12 protein-coding genes are annotated in these 16,975 nt (G+C 69.0%); 4 read left to right on the top strand and 8 right to left on the bottom strand.

What is annotated here, in order from left to right; translation table 11 throughout:
- Positions 1-110: 110 nt before the first annotated feature.
- The gene (locus AB0E56_RS06640; RefSeq protein WP_359797636.1) at positions 111-815 is read left to right on the top strand and encodes a sigma factor-like helix-turn-helix DNA-binding protein; all 705 of its coding nucleotides are present in this window, start codon (positions 111-113) and stop codon (positions 813-815) included.
- Positions 816-911: 96 nt separating this feature from the next.
- Positions 912-2,714, top strand: coding sequence for a sigma-70 family RNA polymerase sigma factor (locus AB0E56_RS06635; RefSeq protein ID WP_359797634.1), 1,803 nt, complete (start codon positions 912-914; stop codon positions 2,712-2,714).
- Positions 2,715-2,717: 3 nt separating this feature from the next.
- On the opposite strand, the gene AB0E56_RS06630 is transcribed toward AB0E56_RS06635, so the two are convergent.
- From AB0E56_RS06630 to AB0E56_RS06605, 6 genes are all read right to left on the bottom strand, one after another.
- Complete coding sequence (locus AB0E56_RS06630; RefSeq protein ID WP_359797632.1) at positions 2,718-3,764, bottom strand: LacI family DNA-binding transcriptional regulator; 1,047 nt, start codon at positions 3,762-3,764, stop codon at positions 2,718-2,720.
- Positions 3,761-6,604, bottom strand: coding sequence for an FAD-linked oxidase C-terminal domain-containing protein (locus AB0E56_RS06625; protein WP_359797630.1), 2,844 nt, complete (start codon positions 6,602-6,604; stop codon positions 3,761-3,763). The genes AB0E56_RS06630 and AB0E56_RS06625 overlap by 4 nt, the downstream gene beginning before the upstream one ends.
- Positions 6,601-9,207, bottom strand: coding sequence for a glycosyl hydrolase (locus AB0E56_RS06620; RefSeq protein WP_359797628.1), 2,607 nt, complete (start codon positions 9,205-9,207; stop codon positions 6,601-6,603). Before AB0E56_RS06620 ends, AB0E56_RS06625 begins: the two co-directional genes overlap by 4 nt.
- A 1-nt stretch (position 9,208) precedes the next feature.
- Positions 9,209-10,042, bottom strand: coding sequence for a carbohydrate ABC transporter permease (locus AB0E56_RS06615; protein ID WP_359797626.1), 834 nt, complete (start codon positions 10,040-10,042; stop codon positions 9,209-9,211).
- On the bottom strand, positions 10,039-10,893 hold the full coding sequence (locus tag AB0E56_RS06610; protein ID WP_359798264.1) for a sugar ABC transporter permease: 855 nt from the start codon (positions 10,891-10,893) through the stop codon (positions 10,039-10,041). Before AB0E56_RS06610 ends, AB0E56_RS06615 begins: the two co-directional genes overlap by 4 nt.
- A gap of 149 nt (positions 10,894-11,042) precedes the next feature.
- Positions 11,043-12,362 (bottom strand): ABC transporter substrate-binding protein, encoded by a 1,320-nt coding sequence (locus AB0E56_RS06605; protein WP_359797625.1) that lies wholly within the window; start codon positions 12,360-12,362, stop codon positions 11,043-11,045.
- Between the two features lie 191 nt (positions 12,363-12,553).
- Between AB0E56_RS06605 and AB0E56_RS06600 the strand changes: the two genes are divergently transcribed.
- Together AB0E56_RS06600 and AB0E56_RS06595 are read left to right on the top strand one after the other, a co-directional pair.
- Complete coding sequence (locus tag AB0E56_RS06600; RefSeq protein ID WP_359797624.1) at positions 12,554-13,639, top strand: zinc-dependent alcohol dehydrogenase family protein; 1,086 nt, start codon at positions 12,554-12,556, stop codon at positions 13,637-13,639.
- Positions 13,636-14,373 carry an SDR family oxidoreductase gene (locus tag AB0E56_RS06595; RefSeq protein ID WP_359797622.1) on the top strand — a complete coding sequence of 246 codons (738 nt, stop codon included), beginning with the start codon at positions 13,636-13,638 and terminating at the stop codon, positions 14,371-14,373. Before AB0E56_RS06600 ends, AB0E56_RS06595 begins: the two co-directional genes overlap by 4 nt.
- Before the next feature lie 16 nt (positions 14,374-14,389).
- Here the strand turns inward: AB0E56_RS06595 and AB0E56_RS06590 are convergent, their stop codons facing one another.
- Positions 14,390-15,337 carry a YhfZ family protein gene (locus AB0E56_RS06590; RefSeq protein WP_359797620.1) on the bottom strand — a complete coding sequence of 316 codons (948 nt, stop codon included), beginning with the start codon at positions 15,335-15,337 and terminating at the stop codon, positions 14,390-14,392.
- 65 nt (positions 15,338-15,402) lie between these two features.
- The gene (locus tag AB0E56_RS06585) at positions 15,403-16,890 is read right to left on the bottom strand and encodes an FAD-binding oxidoreductase (protein ID WP_359797619.1); all 1,488 of its coding nucleotides are present in this window, start codon (positions 16,888-16,890) and stop codon (positions 15,403-15,405) included.
- Between the last annotated feature and the right edge of the window lie 85 nt (positions 16,891-16,975).

The raw sequence follows: 16,975 nt of genomic DNA, 5'->3' as shown, positions 1-16,975 counted from the left end.
CCGTCTCCTCGCCTCTGCCCTCACTCCGTTCCGGGGATGACCCCTTCCGGGGGTCGCGCGTGACCCCCGGATCACTTCCGCTTGTGCGGTCACTTCCGAAGGGAGCTCACGTGCACGGTGACAGCGACGGAGCACGGCGCGTCCGCCGGGCTGCGGTCGTGGACGAGTCCGTGCTCCAGCGCACGCGCGTGGGGCAGCTGCTGTCTCAGGAACTGCGGTTGGAGGTGGTACACGCCACCGCGACTGTGGGCCAGTTCCTCGCCTGGATCGAGCGCACCGACCGCACCCGCTGGCCGCATCTGCTGGTGATCGCGCTCGACATCCACCCCGGGTCCTCGCGTGATCTGACCGTCATCGCGGCGCTCCGTGCCGCCGGCATCCGCGTGCTCGCTCTGCTGTCGTCGCGCAGTCGTGTCCTCACGAATCAGCTGGTCACGGCGGGCATCGACGCGGTGGTGGCGACCGCCGACGATGAAGACGCATTCCTCGCGGCGGCGCAGACGGTGTTGAGCGGCGGGTCGACGATCAGCGCCGGCGCACGCCCACCGGCGCCCGGACCCGAGGGCGCTCCCCGCTTGAGCAGGCAGGAGGAGCGCGTGCTCGCCCTGTACGCATCCGGTCTCACGATCGCCGAAGTCGCGGAGCGGATCGGCGTGCGGCACGACACCGCGCGCAAGTATCTGCAACGCGTCCGCGACAAGCTCTCGATGCCGGGCCGCCCCGCGCGCTCGAAGCTTGAACTGGCACGAATCGCGTGGGCTGAAGGGTACGTTCTGTCGATCGATTCACCTCCGCACGCGTCGAGTCCTCACTAATATTGAAGGCACATTCAAATCTGACCGATCGTGGAAATCAGGCTGCGATCGACTGCTCGTCGAAGATGAGCGGGCGTTCTTCTGGAAAGGGAAGGCGTGGAAGATTCTCGTGGGGACGCCGAACTCCTTCGAGCACTCCGAGAAGGCGATCAGGCCGCGTACGCGGCGCTGTGGGAACGTCATGTCGGCGCCGCGCTGCGGTATGCGCATCGGTTGTTCCCGTCCCACCCCGAAGACCTCGTCTCCGAGGCGTTCGTCGCCGTCTACCAGCAGGTGACGACGACGAGCCGGGGACCCGAGTTCGCGTTCCGCTCGTATCTGAAGGCAGTGATCCGCAACACCGCGATCCGGTGGCGGAAGGAAGCCGAGCACATCGACGACACCGTCGAGGCGGATCAGGTCGACTTCCGCGACGCACTCCGAATCGTGGAACGGCAGTCGAACGCGCATCAGCTCCTCGGAGCGTTTCAGGCGCTCCCCGAGCGGTGGCAGCGGGTCCTCTGGCTGACCGAGGTCGCCGAGATGCCCCGGCCGGAGATCGCGGTCGAACTCGGCATCAAGCCCAACGCCGTCTCCGCCCTGCAGCGCCGGGCCCGCACAGGGCTCAAGGTCCACTGGCTCACGGCGCAGGTTCCCACGCGGCTGCGCGACGACGAGGCGCATGCCGCGCGGCTCTTCCCTCGACACCTCACGGAACCGCAGGATGCGACCGTGGCGCAGGAGGTCGCCGACCATGTGTCGTCGTGCGACCAGTGCGGCGAGCTGCTTCTCAGTCTGCGCAACGACGCCCAGCGTCTGCACGGCGTCACCCTGTCGGCCGTCGGCTTCGGCGCCCTGGGTGTCGTGGTGCCGTCGGCGGGCGCCTTCGCTCCCGGCACGGCTGCTGCCGCGGTCGCCGCCCTCGCCACCGGCGCCGGAGTCGGCGTCACGAGTCTTCTCGCCGGCGGGGTGGGCGTGCTCACCGCCGGCACGCTGCTGCTCGGCACCCTGCTGTTCCCCGGGGCCGCGCCGATCGCCGTCGCGCCCGCACTCGCGGAGACCGACACCGCGTCCGCCGTGGAAGCGCCAGCCCTCCCCGGCGTCGGCGCCCCGGCCGGCACGGATGCGACGCCAGCGCCGCTCCCCGCCACGCCCCCGCCGTCTTCACGCCTCGGCCGCTGGAACGACGATCCGACGGTCGACTCCGTCGACCTCATCAACGACCCCGATGCCCCCGTGCCCCTCAGCCCCACGCCTCCGGGTACTGCTCCGGGGACGACACCGGGTCCGGGAGAGAGCCCCGGTTCGACGCTGAGCCCTGGCCTCTCGACGCCCGCCACGCAGTCCGGATACCTGGCGCCGGTCCTGACCGGAGTGGCCACGGCCGGCTCCGCCGTCGGGGTCGACGTCGACGGCGCCCGTTACACGCCGGAGGTCGCACCGGACGGGGCCTGGTCCTTCGATCCGCGCGCCCTCGAGCTCGCCGCCGGCACGTACGACTACCAGGCCTGGGCCTTCGATGACGCAGGGCAGTCTCCCGCGACCACGGGGAGTTTCACGATCCTCCCCATCGTGATCGAGGGTTTCGAAGACATCGTCGGCACCGAAGACATGCAGATCGCGGAGGCGAGCACCACCGGCCTGGTGATCGCCGCCACCGGCCCCGCGAACGGCTCGATCTACATCACCACGATGCAGGGTCACACGGCGATCTTCCCGCTCGACGACACCGGTCACGCCGTGAAACGACTGCGGATGCACTCCCGCGGCTGGTACTGGTTCACCTTCCGCGCGCTCGATGCGGACGGGTTCTGGGGACCACCGGAGGAGCGTCCGCTCGACGTCTACGACCCCGACATCATCTTCGACCCGTGGGGACCGGGACCGGAGGAGATGACCTTCGAGGTCGTCGACCCCTGATCCTCAGGTCACCCCGGGGCGCTCGGCGCTCGAGGCCCGGACGTGGAGCGCCGGCTCGAAGACCAGATGACGCACCGGCGGAGGCTGGGAGGAGTCCCGCGCCTCGATCGCGTCCAGGAGAAGTTCGAATGCGGCTTCGCCGTGGGTGTCGCGCGTCGCGCGCACCGACGTGAGCGGCACGATGGATGCGGCGGCAACGGGAACGTCGTCGTAGCCGACGACCGCGATGTCCTCCGGCACCCGGACGCCGCGTTCGATGAGCGCCTGCATCACGCCCATCGCAATCATGTCGTTCACCGCGAAGAGGGCGTCGGGTCGGTGCGCGGATTCGCGAGCCGCCAGCATCGCACCGATGCGGACACCGTCATCGATGGACCGGTCGACGCACTCGATCACCTCGATGGAAGCCGTCCCGTGAGGTGAGAGCGCATCCTGCAGGCCCGTGAACCGATCGGTGACCTGCCTGATCGTGAATGGGCCGCCGGCGAACGCGATCCGCCGCCGCCCCGACTGCCACAGATGTTCACCGACCAGGAACCCGCCACGGCGGTCGTCGACCGACACCGACGGCTGCTCCGCCGCTCTCGCCTGCCTGCTCACCATGACCGACGGAATGCCGCGTGCACGCATCTGCGCGAGTTGCTCCTCGATCTCGTGCCGGGTGGCGACGATCAGGCCGTCGACGCGCTGCTCCTCGAACATCGCGATGAGGTCGAGCTCTCGCTGTGCATTGCCGTGCGAGCTCGCGATCAGCACGGAGTATCCCGCCGCGGATGCCCGACTCTCGACGCCCTCCGCCACGAGCCCGAAGTACGGGGTGGAGACCTCGGGGGCGACATAGCCGATGATGTGACTGCGCCCGTTGCGAAGCTGCCCTGCTGCGCTGTTCCGGACGAATCCCAGAGCCTCGATCGCCGCCTGGATGCGCTTCCGCTTCTCTTCGGAGACGCGTTCGGGGGCGTTGAGATAGTGCGACACCGTTCCGATGGACACGTGCGCCTCGGCTGCGACTTCTCGCACGCCGACCCTGGCCGTTCTGGCAGCTGTCACGAGGCCACAGTACCAAGGGCCGACCGCCTGGCCGGGTCTCCCCGCGCGGCGAGCAGCTCGGCCATATGCATGCCCGAACGCCGGTACAGGTCGTCGGCCTGGGTACGACAGGAGAACCCGTCCGCCAACAGCAGGGCGTCCGGATGCTCCCGCAGCGCCGGGCCGAGGCCGAGCTCGGCGACCGCGACCGAGAGGTCGTAGTGGCCCTTCTCCATCCCGAAGTTGCCGGCGAGCCCGCAGCATCCGTTGAGTTCGATCAGCCGCGCCCCGGTGTTCTCGAGCAGAGCGCGGTCTGCGGCGAATCCCATGACGGCGTGATGATGACAATGCGGTTGCACGATGATCTCCACGCCAGACAGGTCGGGGGGACTCCACATCGCGGCATGCGCGCCTCGACGATCGGTGAGGAACTCGGCGAGCGTGAAGACCCCCCGACGGGCCTGGACGGCACGCGTGTCGTCCGGCAGGAGCTCATGAGCGTCCTTGCGAAGCACGGCGAGGCAGGAGGGCTCCAGCGCGACGATCGGCGTGCCCGCGGCGAGGAGGTCGGCGATCGCGTCGAGCATCCGCGTCAGCTCGCGCTTCGCGGCATCCAGCTGCCCGGTCGTGATGAGGGTGAGGCCGCAGCACACGTCCGGGCTGACGACCCGCACTCGATACCCGGCCTCCTCCAGCACGGTGACAGCGGCGCGCGCGGCATGCGGACTGATGGCATTGCTGAAGCTGTCGGCCCACAGCGCGACTTCCGGACCGTCCCGCCGCGCGCTCGGACGCCGCCGCCACCACGAATGGAAGGTCTGTTCCGGAATCCGCGGGAGGGACCGGCGCGGGTCGGCGCCCATCGCGTGCATTGCGAGCCGTGAAAGGCCCCGCGCCCGCCCGACCGTGTTCACCAGGCGGGGAGCGAGGGCGATCACACGCAGCCATCGGGGCAGCCGGCCGAGCGTGTAGTGCGCGAGGGGTCGGATGCGCCCGCGATAGCGCTGGTGCAGGACTTCGGATTTCATGGTCGCCACGTCGACCCCGGCCGGGCAGTCCGAGGAGCAGGCCTTGCACGACAGGCACAGGTCCAGCGAATCCGCGAGCTCGGCGCTGTGCACGCCGTCGGCGAGGAATGAGCCGTTCGACACCTCCTGCAGCACGCGTGCCCGCGCGCGTGTGGTGTTGCGCTCGTCGCCGGTCGCCCGGTACGACGGACACATGAAGTCGTGACCGGCTGCGCCCGTGGTGCGACACTTGCCGACGCCCGTGCACCGGTGTGCGGCGACGGCGAGATCGCGCCGGTCCTCGCGCAGGACGAAGCCGACCGCCGGCAGCGGGCGTGCACGCGGGAGCCGGAGGTCATCGTCGATCGGGGCGGGTGCCACGATGACCCCGGGGTTGAGCACGTCGTCCGGATCGAAGTGCGACTTCACAGCGGCGAACAGGGCGATGGCCTCCGGCGAGTACATCTGCGCGAGCAGCGCACCGCGCGCCCTCCCGTCGCCGTGTTCGCCCGACGGGGAGCCGCCGCGCTCGAGCACCAGCCGCGCCGCCTTCCGGATGAACTCGGCGAAGCCTGCCGGGTCGGTCGCGAGGGGGAAGTCGATCCGGGTATGGACGCATCCGTCGCCGAAATGACCATAGGAGAATCCGCTGACACCGTACTCCGCCTTGAGATCGTCGAAGGCGCGGAGGTACCCGCCGAGATGCTCCGGCGGCACCGAGGCATCCTCCCACCCTGCCCACGCGGGCTGACCCTCTGCCGTCCGCCCTGCGAGACCGACGCCGTCGGCCCGCACCGCCCACAACGCGCGCGCGTCCGCACCGTCGTCCAGGACCCGTGTCGACACCGTCTGCGCGGCCTGAGCGATCTTCTCTGCGGCAGAGCGGGCCGCCGCAGCATCGGGCCCGTGCGATTCGACGAACAACCACGCGCCTCCCCGCGGCATGTCCGGCACCCGCACATCGGGACGAGACCGCTGCACCGCCGCGAGCAGTGCGGCATCGAGGCTCTCGATCGCCAACGGCTTCTCCCGCAGGATCGCCGGCACGTCGTCGGCCGCCGTCGCGATGTCGCTGTAGGCGAGCACCGTGAGGGCGGTCGCCGCGGGGATCGGGACGAGCCGCAGCACCGCCTCGGTGACCACGGCGCACGCCCCCTCCGTGCCGACGAACGCCTTGGCCAGGTCGCGGCCGTTCTCCGGGAGGAGATGCTCGAGGGCGAACCCCGACCCCTGACGCGAGTACTTCCCGAACTCGATGCGGATCGTCGCGAGGTGCTCCCCCACGAGGCGCTCGAGTTCCGGTGCGTCGGCTAACCCACGCCCGAGGACGCGCACCGCACCGGTGCCGTCCACGACCCTCAACCTCTCGACGTTGTCCGATGTGCGACCCCAGGTCATGGCACGCGGCCCGCAGGCGTTGTTGCCGATCATCCCGCCGATCGTGCACCGCGACTGCGATGAGGGGTCGGGACCGAACCGCAGCCCGTGCGCTGCGGCCGCGCGCTGCAGATCGGCGAGGACGACGCCGGCGCCCACCCTCGCGGTACGCGCCTGCGGATCGATCTCGAAGATGTCGCCGAAGTGACGACTGAGGTCGACGATGATTCCGGCGCCCACCGCGTTGCCCGCGATCGACGTCCCTCCACCCCGTGCCGTGACCGGCACACCGTGCTCACGGCCGAAGCGCACGATCCGGCTGACATCCTGCTCGTCGGCGGGGTAGACGACGGCGGCAGGGAGTAGACGGTAGTTCGACGCATCCGAGGTGTACTCCGCTCGGCGCCGACGACTCGTGTCCACAGTGCCGCGCAGGTCAGCCGCCAAGACGTCGAACGGCGGGTCGACGACGCTCACGGTGCCGATGCGCGCAGCACGGGGACGGCGAGCAGCCCCGAGGCGACCCGGTCACCGGCGCGATCGAAGTCCTGCATCGTGAATCGGCGGCCGTACCAGCGACGGGTGCCTTCGGCATCCGCGACGATCCGCGGATCGTGGGCCATCCGGTTGCCGTTCGTGTTCGCGATCTCGATCTCCAGGGTGTTGCTGCCGACGCGAAGATGCGCCCCGACGGGCAACCGATAGGGCGTGCCCCAGACGACCCCGACGACCTCGCCGTTCACGCGGACTTCTGCCACTTCACCGACGGGAGGACGCACCGAGACGCGGAACGATCGGCCGCGTATGCCCTGCGCCTCGTCATCGCCCGCGACATCGGGGACGACGTCGCCGAAGTCGAGGACCGTGTGATCGCCGAGGAGCGGGCTGCCCTGGGGGATGTCGACCGTGCGCGTGTACCGGGCCGTCCCGGAGAAGGCGGCTCGCTCCGGGGTGTCTTCCCACCGGTGCGGGACCGTGACCGATCTCGTGTCGGCTCCGGGGAAGGACACCTCCCACTCGGGCATCTCCAGGGTCGCGCCGCCTCGCGAGGTCGGGTCCCCCTCCCCCGGCCGGATGCTGTCGCTCTCGTCGCCTCCCGTCACCAGGATCACCGCCTCGTACGGTTCGAGGGTGATCGCGATGCCCTGCTGCGGGTCGCGGACCGGGCGCACGGCGCCGTCGAGAAGCGACCACAGTTCCGCAGACGCTGCGCGCGTGCGAGGCAGCACAGCGGTGTCGATGCGCGTCGCCCCGGTGTTCGCCAGCAAGAAGAGCTCCGTCGCTCCGACCTGTCTGCGGGTGATGCCGAGGTCGGGTTGGTGGCCGACCGTCGCCAGCGGCCGGCCGATCGACTCGTCGAGGAGTCGCACGGCCTCGGCGGGGTCGACGGCCGCTCGAGCTTCGGGCAGGAGTGCGGCCGAACGACCGATCGCGATCACGGTCCGACCGGCGGCGAGCGCGCCCCGCAGTTCGTCGAGCGTGGCATCGGGGATCACTCTGACGTCAGGGAGCACCACGGCGGGATAGCGCTCGGCGGCGGTGCGGGAGGCGTCGTCGTCCCACGCGTCGAAGTCGTACCCGGCCTCACGCAGGGCGGTCGGCAACGCGTCTCCGATGACGTCCTTGCTGGACTGCCACAGGTTCAAGGAGGATTCCGCGTCGCTGAACATCGTCGCGTACGCCGCCCTGGTCCCGGCGTAGAGCGCGACGTCGACCGCGGGCGCGCCCTGGCGCATGATCCACGCCAGCCTGTGGGTGTATCGCATCAGCGCCGGCATGGCGGGCCACCACGGGTTGCGGGCGTCGAGGGCTCCCGAGGCGTACAGCATGCGGCCGAGGCTCGGCGACTCCTGGTCATCGTCCTCGAGCGGAGTGCACGGCCAGCCGTGCCCGATGAAGTGGTTGACCCCCAGGAGGGCGTGCTCGTGCAGTTCGCCCCTGAGGTCGAGCGGGGTCGCGCGGAACGACGGGGAATGCACCCAGGTCCAGATCTCGGACGACACCACCCGCCGGTCGTACAGGTGTGCCGCCGACGTCGCCCAGCGCGACTGGGTGAGCTCCTTCCAGCCCCACCCCTCGCCCTCGAAGAGATCGGCATGACGGAAGCTGCTGATGCCGGCGGGTGGTTCCCCATAGCCCTGGATCCGGAAGGGGACACCACGGCCATGCGCCCACTGCTGCAGAGGGCTCACGAAGTTCTCCTCGTACAGCTCGGTGAGCGTCAGGTAGTAGTCCGCGCGAAGCTCCTCGCCCGCCGCCGCACGGGTGTGCAGGTGAGGGAGCAGCGGCAGGGCGTCGTAGCCCCGGCGGCGACGGAACTCCTCCAGCACGCGGGGAGTCCAGTCGGCCGCATACGCTTCGAGGCTGTCACAGAACACCGAGCCCACGCGCTCCGCATCGACGCTGTCGAGGAGGGGATCGCACACCGCGGCGATGTGCTCGCGGACAGCGCTGAGGCTGTAGTGGTCGAACACCGGCCCCTCGGCTCCGGCCGCGGCGCGCTTGACCTGCTGTCCGGTGCGGCGAGCGGTGGCGATCAGGACCACACGTGGGCCGAGGCCGCGAGGGATGCGGGTGCTCCCACCGGTCGACGGCACCATCGTGTACTCCAGGGGCGGTTCCTGAAGCGAGCCGTCGCCGATGTACACCGCCACCAGCTCATCGCCAGGCCAGCCGGGGCGCCAGTCGAACACGAACTCGTCCACGCCGATCTCCCGGCGCTCCCACCACAGGCGCCGTGCGGCGTTGTCCGGCGACACGTCGGGGCCGCCGAAGGACCAGCCGCTTCCGAGCGTGATGTCGAAGCGCATCCCGAGCGAGGCCGCATGGTCCGCGGCGAAGCGCACGTTCGCGAGGAAGCCGTCCGACATGAACCGATCGGTGTGCTCCGTGAGGGGGTAGACGACGGCGAGCTCGACACCACCGATGCCGACGTCGCGCATCGTCTGCAGGTCGCGCTCGATGTCGGCGCGCGCGACGTCGGGGCCGAACCACCACCAGCGCATCATGGGACGAGACCCCTGCCCCGGATCGACGAACCCGGTGCGCAGCTCGGCAAGGCTCTGAGAAGAGGTCGACATGTTAGCCCTTCACCGCGCCCGCAGTCATGCCGGCGACGATCTGACGGTTGAAGAAGATGTAGAGAAGAAGCGGGATCACGGTGATGATCAGCACGTTCATGAAGAGCAGGTTGTAATTGCTGAGCTCCTCGCTCTGGAAGTTGAACAGGGTGAGCTGGGCGGTGACGTTCTCATCGCCTGGCAGGAAGTACAGCGGACCCGTGAAGTCGTTGAAGACGTGGACCACCTGGATCACGATGACCGTCACCACCACCGGCTTGAGCAGGGGAAGGATGACGCGGAAGAAGATGCGCAGCGGTCCGGCACCGTCGATCAGCGCGGCTTCGTCCAGCTCCCGGGGGATGCCGGAGACGAATGCGCGGAACAGGATGATGCTGAACGAGAGGTTGAAGGAGATCTCCATGAAGATCATCCCCGGCATCGTCTTGAAGAGTCCCAGCATCTGCAGCACCCAGATCGTCGGCACGATCGCCGGCGGGATGATGAGGCCGGACAGCACCAGCGCGTTGATGACGCCGCTCCACCGGCCGGGACGGCGTTGCAGCACGTAGCCGACCATCGCTGCGAACACGACGATGAGCGTCACGGAGCTCACGGTGAGCACCGTGCTGTTGAGGAGCGAGCGCGGCACCATGAAGTTGTTCGTCTGGAGCACCGCGACGAGGTTGTCCCAGAAAGCCCACTGCGTGGGGAGCGAGAAGGCGAGCTGGGATGCTTCGGACTGCGTCTTGGATGCGGTAACCAGGATGAACGCGAACGGGACGAGGAAGACGACGACGGCGACGATGATCGCGACGATGCCGAGCACGGAGCTGCGGATCCGGGCGGTTCTCATTGCTGCACCTCCTTGCGGTTGAGCCAGCGATACAGGGGGAAGACGATGATCGCGACCACGAGGAACAGCACGACGTTCCCCGCCGTCGACAGCCCGTAGAAGCCGGCCTGGTACTCCTTGAAGATCGCGGAGGCGACGACCTCGCTCGCGAAGCCGGGTCCACCGCCGGTCATCGCCCAGATGAGATCGAATGAGCGGAGTCCGCCGATCAGCGACAGGGTGATCACGCTCGCGGTCGCCGGTCTCGCCAGGGGGATGATCACGTGGCGGAGCACCTGCGAGGCGTTCGCTCCGTCGACGCGGGCGGCCTCGAGGTACTCGGCGGGGATGGCCACGATGCCCGCGATGTAGATCAGGGTCGCCAGTCCCAGGCCCTTCCACACATCGACGAGTGCGACGGAGAGGAGGGCGAGGTTCGGGTCGGTGAGCCATCCCGGCCCCTGCACCCCGATGCCGCTCAGCGCGGTGTTCACGAGACCGTCGAACGGGTCGAGGAGGACTTCGAAGGTGACACCGACGCCGATCGTCGACACCAGCACGGGGAAGAAGATCACGGAGCGCAGGAATCCGCGGGCGATGATCCGCGACGTGAGGAACAGCGCCAGCAGGAAGCCGATGACGACCTTCAACCCTGACGTGACGATCGCGAAGATGAACGTGTTCGCGAAGCTCTTCAGGAGCATGGGCTCCTTGAAGAACGTGACGAAGTTCTCGAGGCCGATGAACTCGATCTCGAAGAGCGACCACCGCGTCAAGCTGAAGTAGAAGGCGGCGACCGTCGGCACGAGGAAGAACACCCCGTAGACGACACCGGCCGGCAGGTAGAACCAGGTCGGATACGTCGACCGCATCCGCTTGCCCAGGTCGCGCTGGAAGAGAGGGCGGGGCCGCCCCGTCTTTCCTCGCGGCTGGACGAGAGTCTCTGTCGCTGTGTGCACCGATTCCTCCTCGATCCGGGTGCGGGAAGGGGTGGGCCGGCGGGCGACCCACCCCGCGGTCGTCACCAGCCGGGCAGACCGAGCTGCTTCGCCTGCTTGGCGACGTCGTTGTCGTAGTCGGCGGCCGCCTTCTCCGCAGAACTGATGCCAGAGCCGATCTCGACGGAGAACTGCGGCAGGTTGGTGCCCTTGACCGGTGACAGGAACTCGAGCGCGAGGGAGCTGCGATCTCCGTCGACGTACGATGCGACGTCCGAGACGAACGGCATGGCGGTGTCCGGCACCGCGCATCCCTCGGTGAGGTACGGACCAGCCGGAGACGCCGTCGCCGCGTGCACCGCGCACCCCTCGGGGCTGGAGAGGAAGCCGAGGAACTCCTCGGCCGCCGCGCGCTTGTCGTCCGGGATCGACCGCGGGATGTATGCGGCGAGCGGCATCCAGATCGTCATCGTCGCCGTGTCCGCGGACGACGTGGGGACCGCGAAGAACCCGACGTCGTCCGCGGCGTCAGGGTAGTTGGCTGTGACGTTCGTCGCGACGTAGTTCGTCAGCATCGGATAGTGACCGGCTTCACCCTCGGCGACGAGTCGGATGCCGTCGTCGTAGGTCGCGCTGGCGAAGTCGCGGTTGAAGGCCTCGGCGTCGGCGAGGGTCTCGAGCTTCTCGAACGAGGTGAGGGCGGGCTCCTCCGCGAAGGAGCGCTCGTTCATCGTGTACTTCTCCGCCCAGTCCGGATCCGTCGCCGCGACGTTGGCGAAGTCGGCGAGGATCAGGATCTGCGCGGTGAAGTTGTCACCGTACGTCTGAACCACGGGCACGAGCCCGGCCGCCGCGATGGCCGCGTTGTTCTGCTCGAACTGCGCCCACGTCTCCGGGATCTCGAGACCGAGCTGCGCGTAGACCGCCTTGTTGTACATGATGCCCCCGGCGCGGCTGGTGCCCCACGGCACGCCGTAGGTCCCGTCGTCACCCGACACCACCGAGAGGAAGTCCTCGGAGATGTCGCCGAGGAACTCCTGGTCCGACAGATCGACCAGCGAGTTGTCGGGACTCAGGCTGCTGAGCAGCGAGCCGCTGTTGAAGATGAAGACGTCGCTCATCTCGCCCGTCGACAGCCGCGTCCTGATGACGTTCTCGCCGTCGGGCCCTGTCGGCCTGGTCTCGACCTTGATGGTGATGTCGTCGTGCGTCTCGGTGAAGGCATCCGCGTAAGCCTCGGCCAGCTCTTGATCGACACCGGAGGGGACGAGGAGCGACAGCTCGACGGCTTCGCCTTCTGCTCCGGTATTCGCCGAGCACGAGGCCAGGGCGCTTGCCAGGACGATCGCCGTCGTGGTCGTCAACGCCAGCCGCCGTCGCGAAGATCGGGTGATTTTCTTCATTGAAACTCTCCTAATTGAACCGTTTCATTCAGCGTAGGCCAGATCTGTATGGGAACGCAAGGAGAAAATGAACCGATTCAGAATTCTAGCGCCACAAGATCCGGCATGGATGTGCATAGTGCGGCGGGAGGCCCACCCTGATCAGCGTTCTGCACATTCACCCGCATCGCGCGAGCCCGCAGAATGAGTCCATGCCCCCTCTCGACATGCGCGCCGTCGTCTATGACCGCACCGGCGAGCGCCCCGTGCTCACCCGCATCGCGATGCCCGAGTGTCCGCCCGATGGGGCCCTCGTGCGTGTGGAGGCGACGGGAGTGTGCCGGTCGGACTGGCATGCGTGGCGGGGACACGATCCCGTCGTGCTCCCCCACGTGCCAGGGCACGAGTACGCGGGCGTGGTCGCCGAGGTCGGACCCGAGGTCCGGGGTTTCGCGCCGGGCGATCGCGTGACGGCTCCCTTCGTCAACGGGTGCGGACGGTGCGAATGGTGCCGCTCCGGACAGGCGCAGGTGTGCCCGGACCAGACCCAACCGGGATTCACCCATCAGGGCTCCTTCGCCGAGTACGTCGTGGTCCGCGCCGCGGACACGAACCTCGTCGCGATCCCGGCCGGCGTCGATGCGGTCGCCGCGGCGTCGCTCGGGTGCCGCTTCGCCACCGCCTATCGGGCCGTCACCGCGCACGGTCAGGTCGGCGAGGGCACCGAGGTCGCCGTGTTCGGGTGCGGCGGTGTCGGCCTGTCGGCGGTCATGATCGCCACAGCCCTCGGCGCGACCGTCACGGCGGTCGACGTCTCTCCGGCCGCGCTGGAGCGCGCCCGTGCGCTCGGCGCCGCCCACACGGTGGACGCGAGGGATGCCGACACGGAGGAGGCGGTCGGCCGGGCGACGGGCGGCGGTGCGCACGTCACGATCGATGCGATCGGATCCGCGGCCACCGCACAGACGGCGATCCGCAGTCTGCGACGCCGCGGCACGCACGTGCAGATCGGCCTCATGTTCGGCGACGACGAGTCAGCATCTGTGCCGTGGGGGCGTGTGATCGCCTGGGAGCTGGAGATCATCGGCTCCCACGGCATGCCCGGCGCAGACTATCCCGCGCTGCTCGACCTGGTGCGCGACGGGCGGTTGCGGCCGGACCTGCTCCTCGGCTCGGTCGTCGATCTGGAGGGCGCCATCGACGCCCTGGTCGCGATGGACGACCCGCAGTCGAGCTCCGGGATCGTGGTCGCCCGCGTCGACGCCGTCACAACGACGTCATCGAAGGAGCACGCATGAACGGCACGGATCCTCTGCCCCGACTCGAGAACCGCGTCGTGGTCCTGATCGGCGGCGGCTCCGGCATCGGGTTCGAGGTCGCACGCCGGGTGATCGCGCTCGGCGGGTCCGTGGCCCTCGGCGGACGGACGGCGTCTCGCCTGGAAGCGGCATTCGCGCTTCTGGGCGAGCAGGCGCGGTGGCAGACAGTGGACACGGCGGACCCCGCGTCGATCGAGGCCTTCTTCGCGTCGGTCCCCGTGGTGGACGGCATCTTCACGACAGCCGCCGAGTACGTCGTCGGACCCATGCGGGAGCTCGACGCGACCGACGCGGCCTCGCCCTTCGAGTCGAAGTTCTGGGGCCAGTACCGCGTCGTCCGCGCCGCGCTGGATCGGCTCTCGCCGGATGCGTCGATCGTGCTGATGTCGGGAGCCGCCAGCGTGCGGCCCCCAGCTGCCGCTCCCGCCTATGTCGCCGCGAATGCGGCGATCGAAGGGCTCGCGCGCGGTCTCGCGGTGGAACTCGCCCCGGTCAGGGTGAACGCCGTGTCACCGGGGACCATCGACGGCAACCTGTGGGCGAACCGCGACGAAGCCGCCAGAACCGCCTCCTTCGCGCAGTTCAGCGCCGACACGGTGCTGGGCCGACCCGGGCGGGAAGACGAGGTCGCGGATGCCGTGATCCACCTGCTCACGAACCGCTACACCACCGGTTCCACCCTCTACGTCGACGGCGGATACGCCCTTCGCTGATCCGGCCCCGTCGGCGTCACCTCGGCCAGAACTCGGTCTCCGACTCGGCGCTGGCGGCGAGACGGAGCAGACGTTCCTGGATCTTGATGACCTCGGCGGGCGAGACGAAGCGGAGCAGGGCGTTGACCCCCGCATCCAGCTCCCGGGTCACGAGCACCGCCCTGGTCACATCGCGCACGGCGTCGAGCGTGCTCTCTCGCAGCGGCCGCACGTTGAGCCCGGCGAGCTCCGGCGAGATCACGGTCGGCATCGCGTGCCAGATCGCGGCGTCGACGCGGCCGCGGAGCACCGCAGCCGGGGCCGACACGAACCGCCAGTCGACGAACTCGACATCGCTGTCGGCGAACTCGGTCTCGGTGAGCAGCTGATGGTCGTGCGACGCCCGGTCGATGCCGACGCGCAGTCGCCGCCCCTTGACCGGCTTCGGGCTCTCGACGACGACGAGCGAACCGGGTGAATAGAACGTCGACTCGCCGAGGTCCAGCGATCGAAGACCGGGGAAGTCGTCCCGGTGGCGTTCGAACGCACCTGCCGAGGTCACGACGGCATCGGCGTTCTCGAGGTGGAGTCTCTCCAGCCGACGCCGAGCACCGGCGAGCGCATTGACCACGACCGGAACACCCTGTCGCGCGAGCGGCTCCTGCAGGGCCTCCAGGATCCCGTGCTGCTCCACCGGCCCAGGGGGAGGCATGATCAGGGAGAAGTTCCCGAGCTGCGCCTCGCGCCACAGCTGCCCGACGTTGCGCGAGACGACGAGCGTCCCCTGGTGTCCGTGCGATGACAACGTGATCGCCCCGGTGTCCTGCAAGCTGCGCAAGGCCTTGACCACGGTTCCAGCCCCCGCACGCGACGTGTGCTGAAGGTCCTGCACGGTGGGGATGCGCTGACCGACCTCGCGCGTCAGCAGGACCCGCGCAAGGACGGCTCGGACGTCGGCTTTCGATGTCGAGGAGGCTGGCGGCATCCCCCCATTCTGACGCCACGACGTGGCCGTCGCCATCCGAACGGCCGTCGCGTCCTGCCGCACGATCACATCCCGAGCTTGCCGGGATTCAGGATTCCGTCGGGGTCGAGGGCCGACTTGAGCTTCTCGAGCACGGGGAAGCCCGTCCCCAGCGAACGAGCCACCCATGCCTGACGGGCGAGGCCGCCGCCGTGGTGGTGGGAGACCTCGCCGTCGTGGGCGATCACGATCTCCATCGCGGTCGACCAGATCGCCTCGAGGCGGGCCAGCGCGGTCTCGTCGTCGTCCGCACGGCCGAGCAGGATCAGGTAGAGCGAGGAGCCCTGCTCGTACACATGCGAGAAGTGTCCGAGCACCTCGTCTGCGAACGGCCGCAGCGCCTCCTTCATCTCGGCGTACATCGCCGGCAGCCGGCTCCACATGTTCGCGACCTCGACCGTCTCGGCATAGCCGCCCTTCTCCGCGAGGAGTCGCTCCACGGTGGAGAAGTCGAATCGTCGCCCGAGCCAGGCTTCGACGGGCCCGCTGCCGATCGACGAGCCGCCGCGAGCCTCGGCGATCCGCGAGAGTTCCGCGAACTCCGCGCGCGCGACGCTCTCGACGCCCTCCGCTCCGAGGAACAGCACCGGCGCATCACCTTCCCGATCGGGCACGGCGTGGCGCGCCTCGTCCGCGTCGTAGAACCGCACGAGGAACGGCCGCAGACCGGCCTGCGACATCTCCCGCATCGCGTCGACACCCGCGGCCACGCTCGGCATGGTGAACGCCTCGATGAAGCGCGCCTCGGGAATACGGAACACCTTGAGCGTCACTTCGGTGACGATGCCGAGAGTCCCCTCCGAACCGATCAGCAACTGCTTGAGATCGGGCCCCATCGCCGCACGGGGGCGTTGGCCGAGCCGTGCGATCGAGCCGTCGGCGAGAACACACTCGTACGACACGACCAGGTTCTCGATCCCGCCGTAGCGCGAAGAGAACTGCCCGGTGGCCCTGGTGGCGATCCAGCCGCCGATGGTGGAGCGATACAGCGACTGGGGGAAGTGGTTGAGCGTGTAGCCCCGCTCCCCGAGCCACGTCTCCAGGTCGCCGCCCATGACCCCTGCGGGCGCCGTGACGGTGGCGTCGGTCTCATCGAGGACAGGCTCTCCCCCGAGGCCGGAGAGGTCCATCACGATTCCTCCGTGCATGGGAAGCGGCTGTCCGGTGACGGAGGATCCGAGCCCGCGCACCGTGAGGGGCGTCGCGGAGGTTCGGGCGATGTCGACGACCTCGACGATCTCCCGGACGGTGCTGACACGCACGACGACATCCGGCCGATGCGGGTGCCGATCGAGCTTCTGCCAGACGGTCGAAACCGGCCAGGTGTCATGGCTGGCGGCGTCGAGAGCGACCGCAGCGGTGTCCACTGCGCTCTCCCCCAGCGCATCCAGCAGTGCGTCGGTGGCATTGATCGTGGTCATGGCGGGTCTCCCTGTCGGATCGTGCGTGCGCCAGACGCCCGCTGCTGCGCCGACGACCGTGTCGGCACGGAGCGAACGCGAAAGCGAGCTCATGCGTTCACCATACACAGGGATGAATATTCCGTCTACTGAATTCTCCTCGGCAAAATCCTTGTTTTCTCGACAAATCTCTGCGTAC

This window comes from Microbacterium sp. NPDC028030 (genome assembly GCF_040637855.1).
Taxonomy (GTDB): Bacteria; Actinomycetota; Actinomycetes; order Actinomycetales; family Microbacteriaceae; genus Microbacterium.
This window is presented reverse-complemented; position numbering and strand designations above follow the sequence as displayed.

Excerpts from the sequence above, each read along its gene's own strand:
- AB0E56_RS06620 (WP_359797628.1), bottom strand. The coding sequence starts at position 9,207 with ATGTCGACCTCTTCTCAGAGCCTTGCCGAGCTGCGCACCGGGTTCGTC.
- AB0E56_RS06615 (WP_359797626.1), bottom strand. The coding sequence starts at position 10,042 with ATGAGAACCGCCCGGATCCGCAGCTCCGTGCTCGGCATCGTCGCGATC.
- AB0E56_RS06610 (WP_359798264.1), bottom strand. The coding sequence starts at position 10,893 with ATGCGGTCGACGTATCCGACCTGGTTCTACCTGCCGGCCGGTGTCGTC.
- AB0E56_RS06605 (WP_359797625.1), bottom strand. The coding sequence starts at position 12,362 with ATGAAGAAAATCACCCGATCTTCGCGACGGCGGCTGGCGTTGACGACC.
- AB0E56_RS06600 (WP_359797624.1), top strand. The coding sequence starts at position 12,554 with ATGCCCCCTCTCGACATGCGCGCCGTCGTCTATGACCGCACCGGCGAG.
- AB0E56_RS06595 (WP_359797622.1), top strand. The coding sequence starts at position 13,636 with ATGAACGGCACGGATCCTCTGCCCCGACTCGAGAACCGCGTCGTGGTC.
- AB0E56_RS06590 (WP_359797620.1), bottom strand. The coding sequence starts at position 15,337 with ATGCCGCCAGCCTCCTCGACATCGAAAGCCGACGTCCGAGCCGTCCTT.
- AB0E56_RS06585 (WP_359797619.1), bottom strand. The coding sequence starts at position 16,890 with ATGAGCTCGCTTTCGCGTTCGCTCCGTGCCGACACGGTCGTCGGCGCA.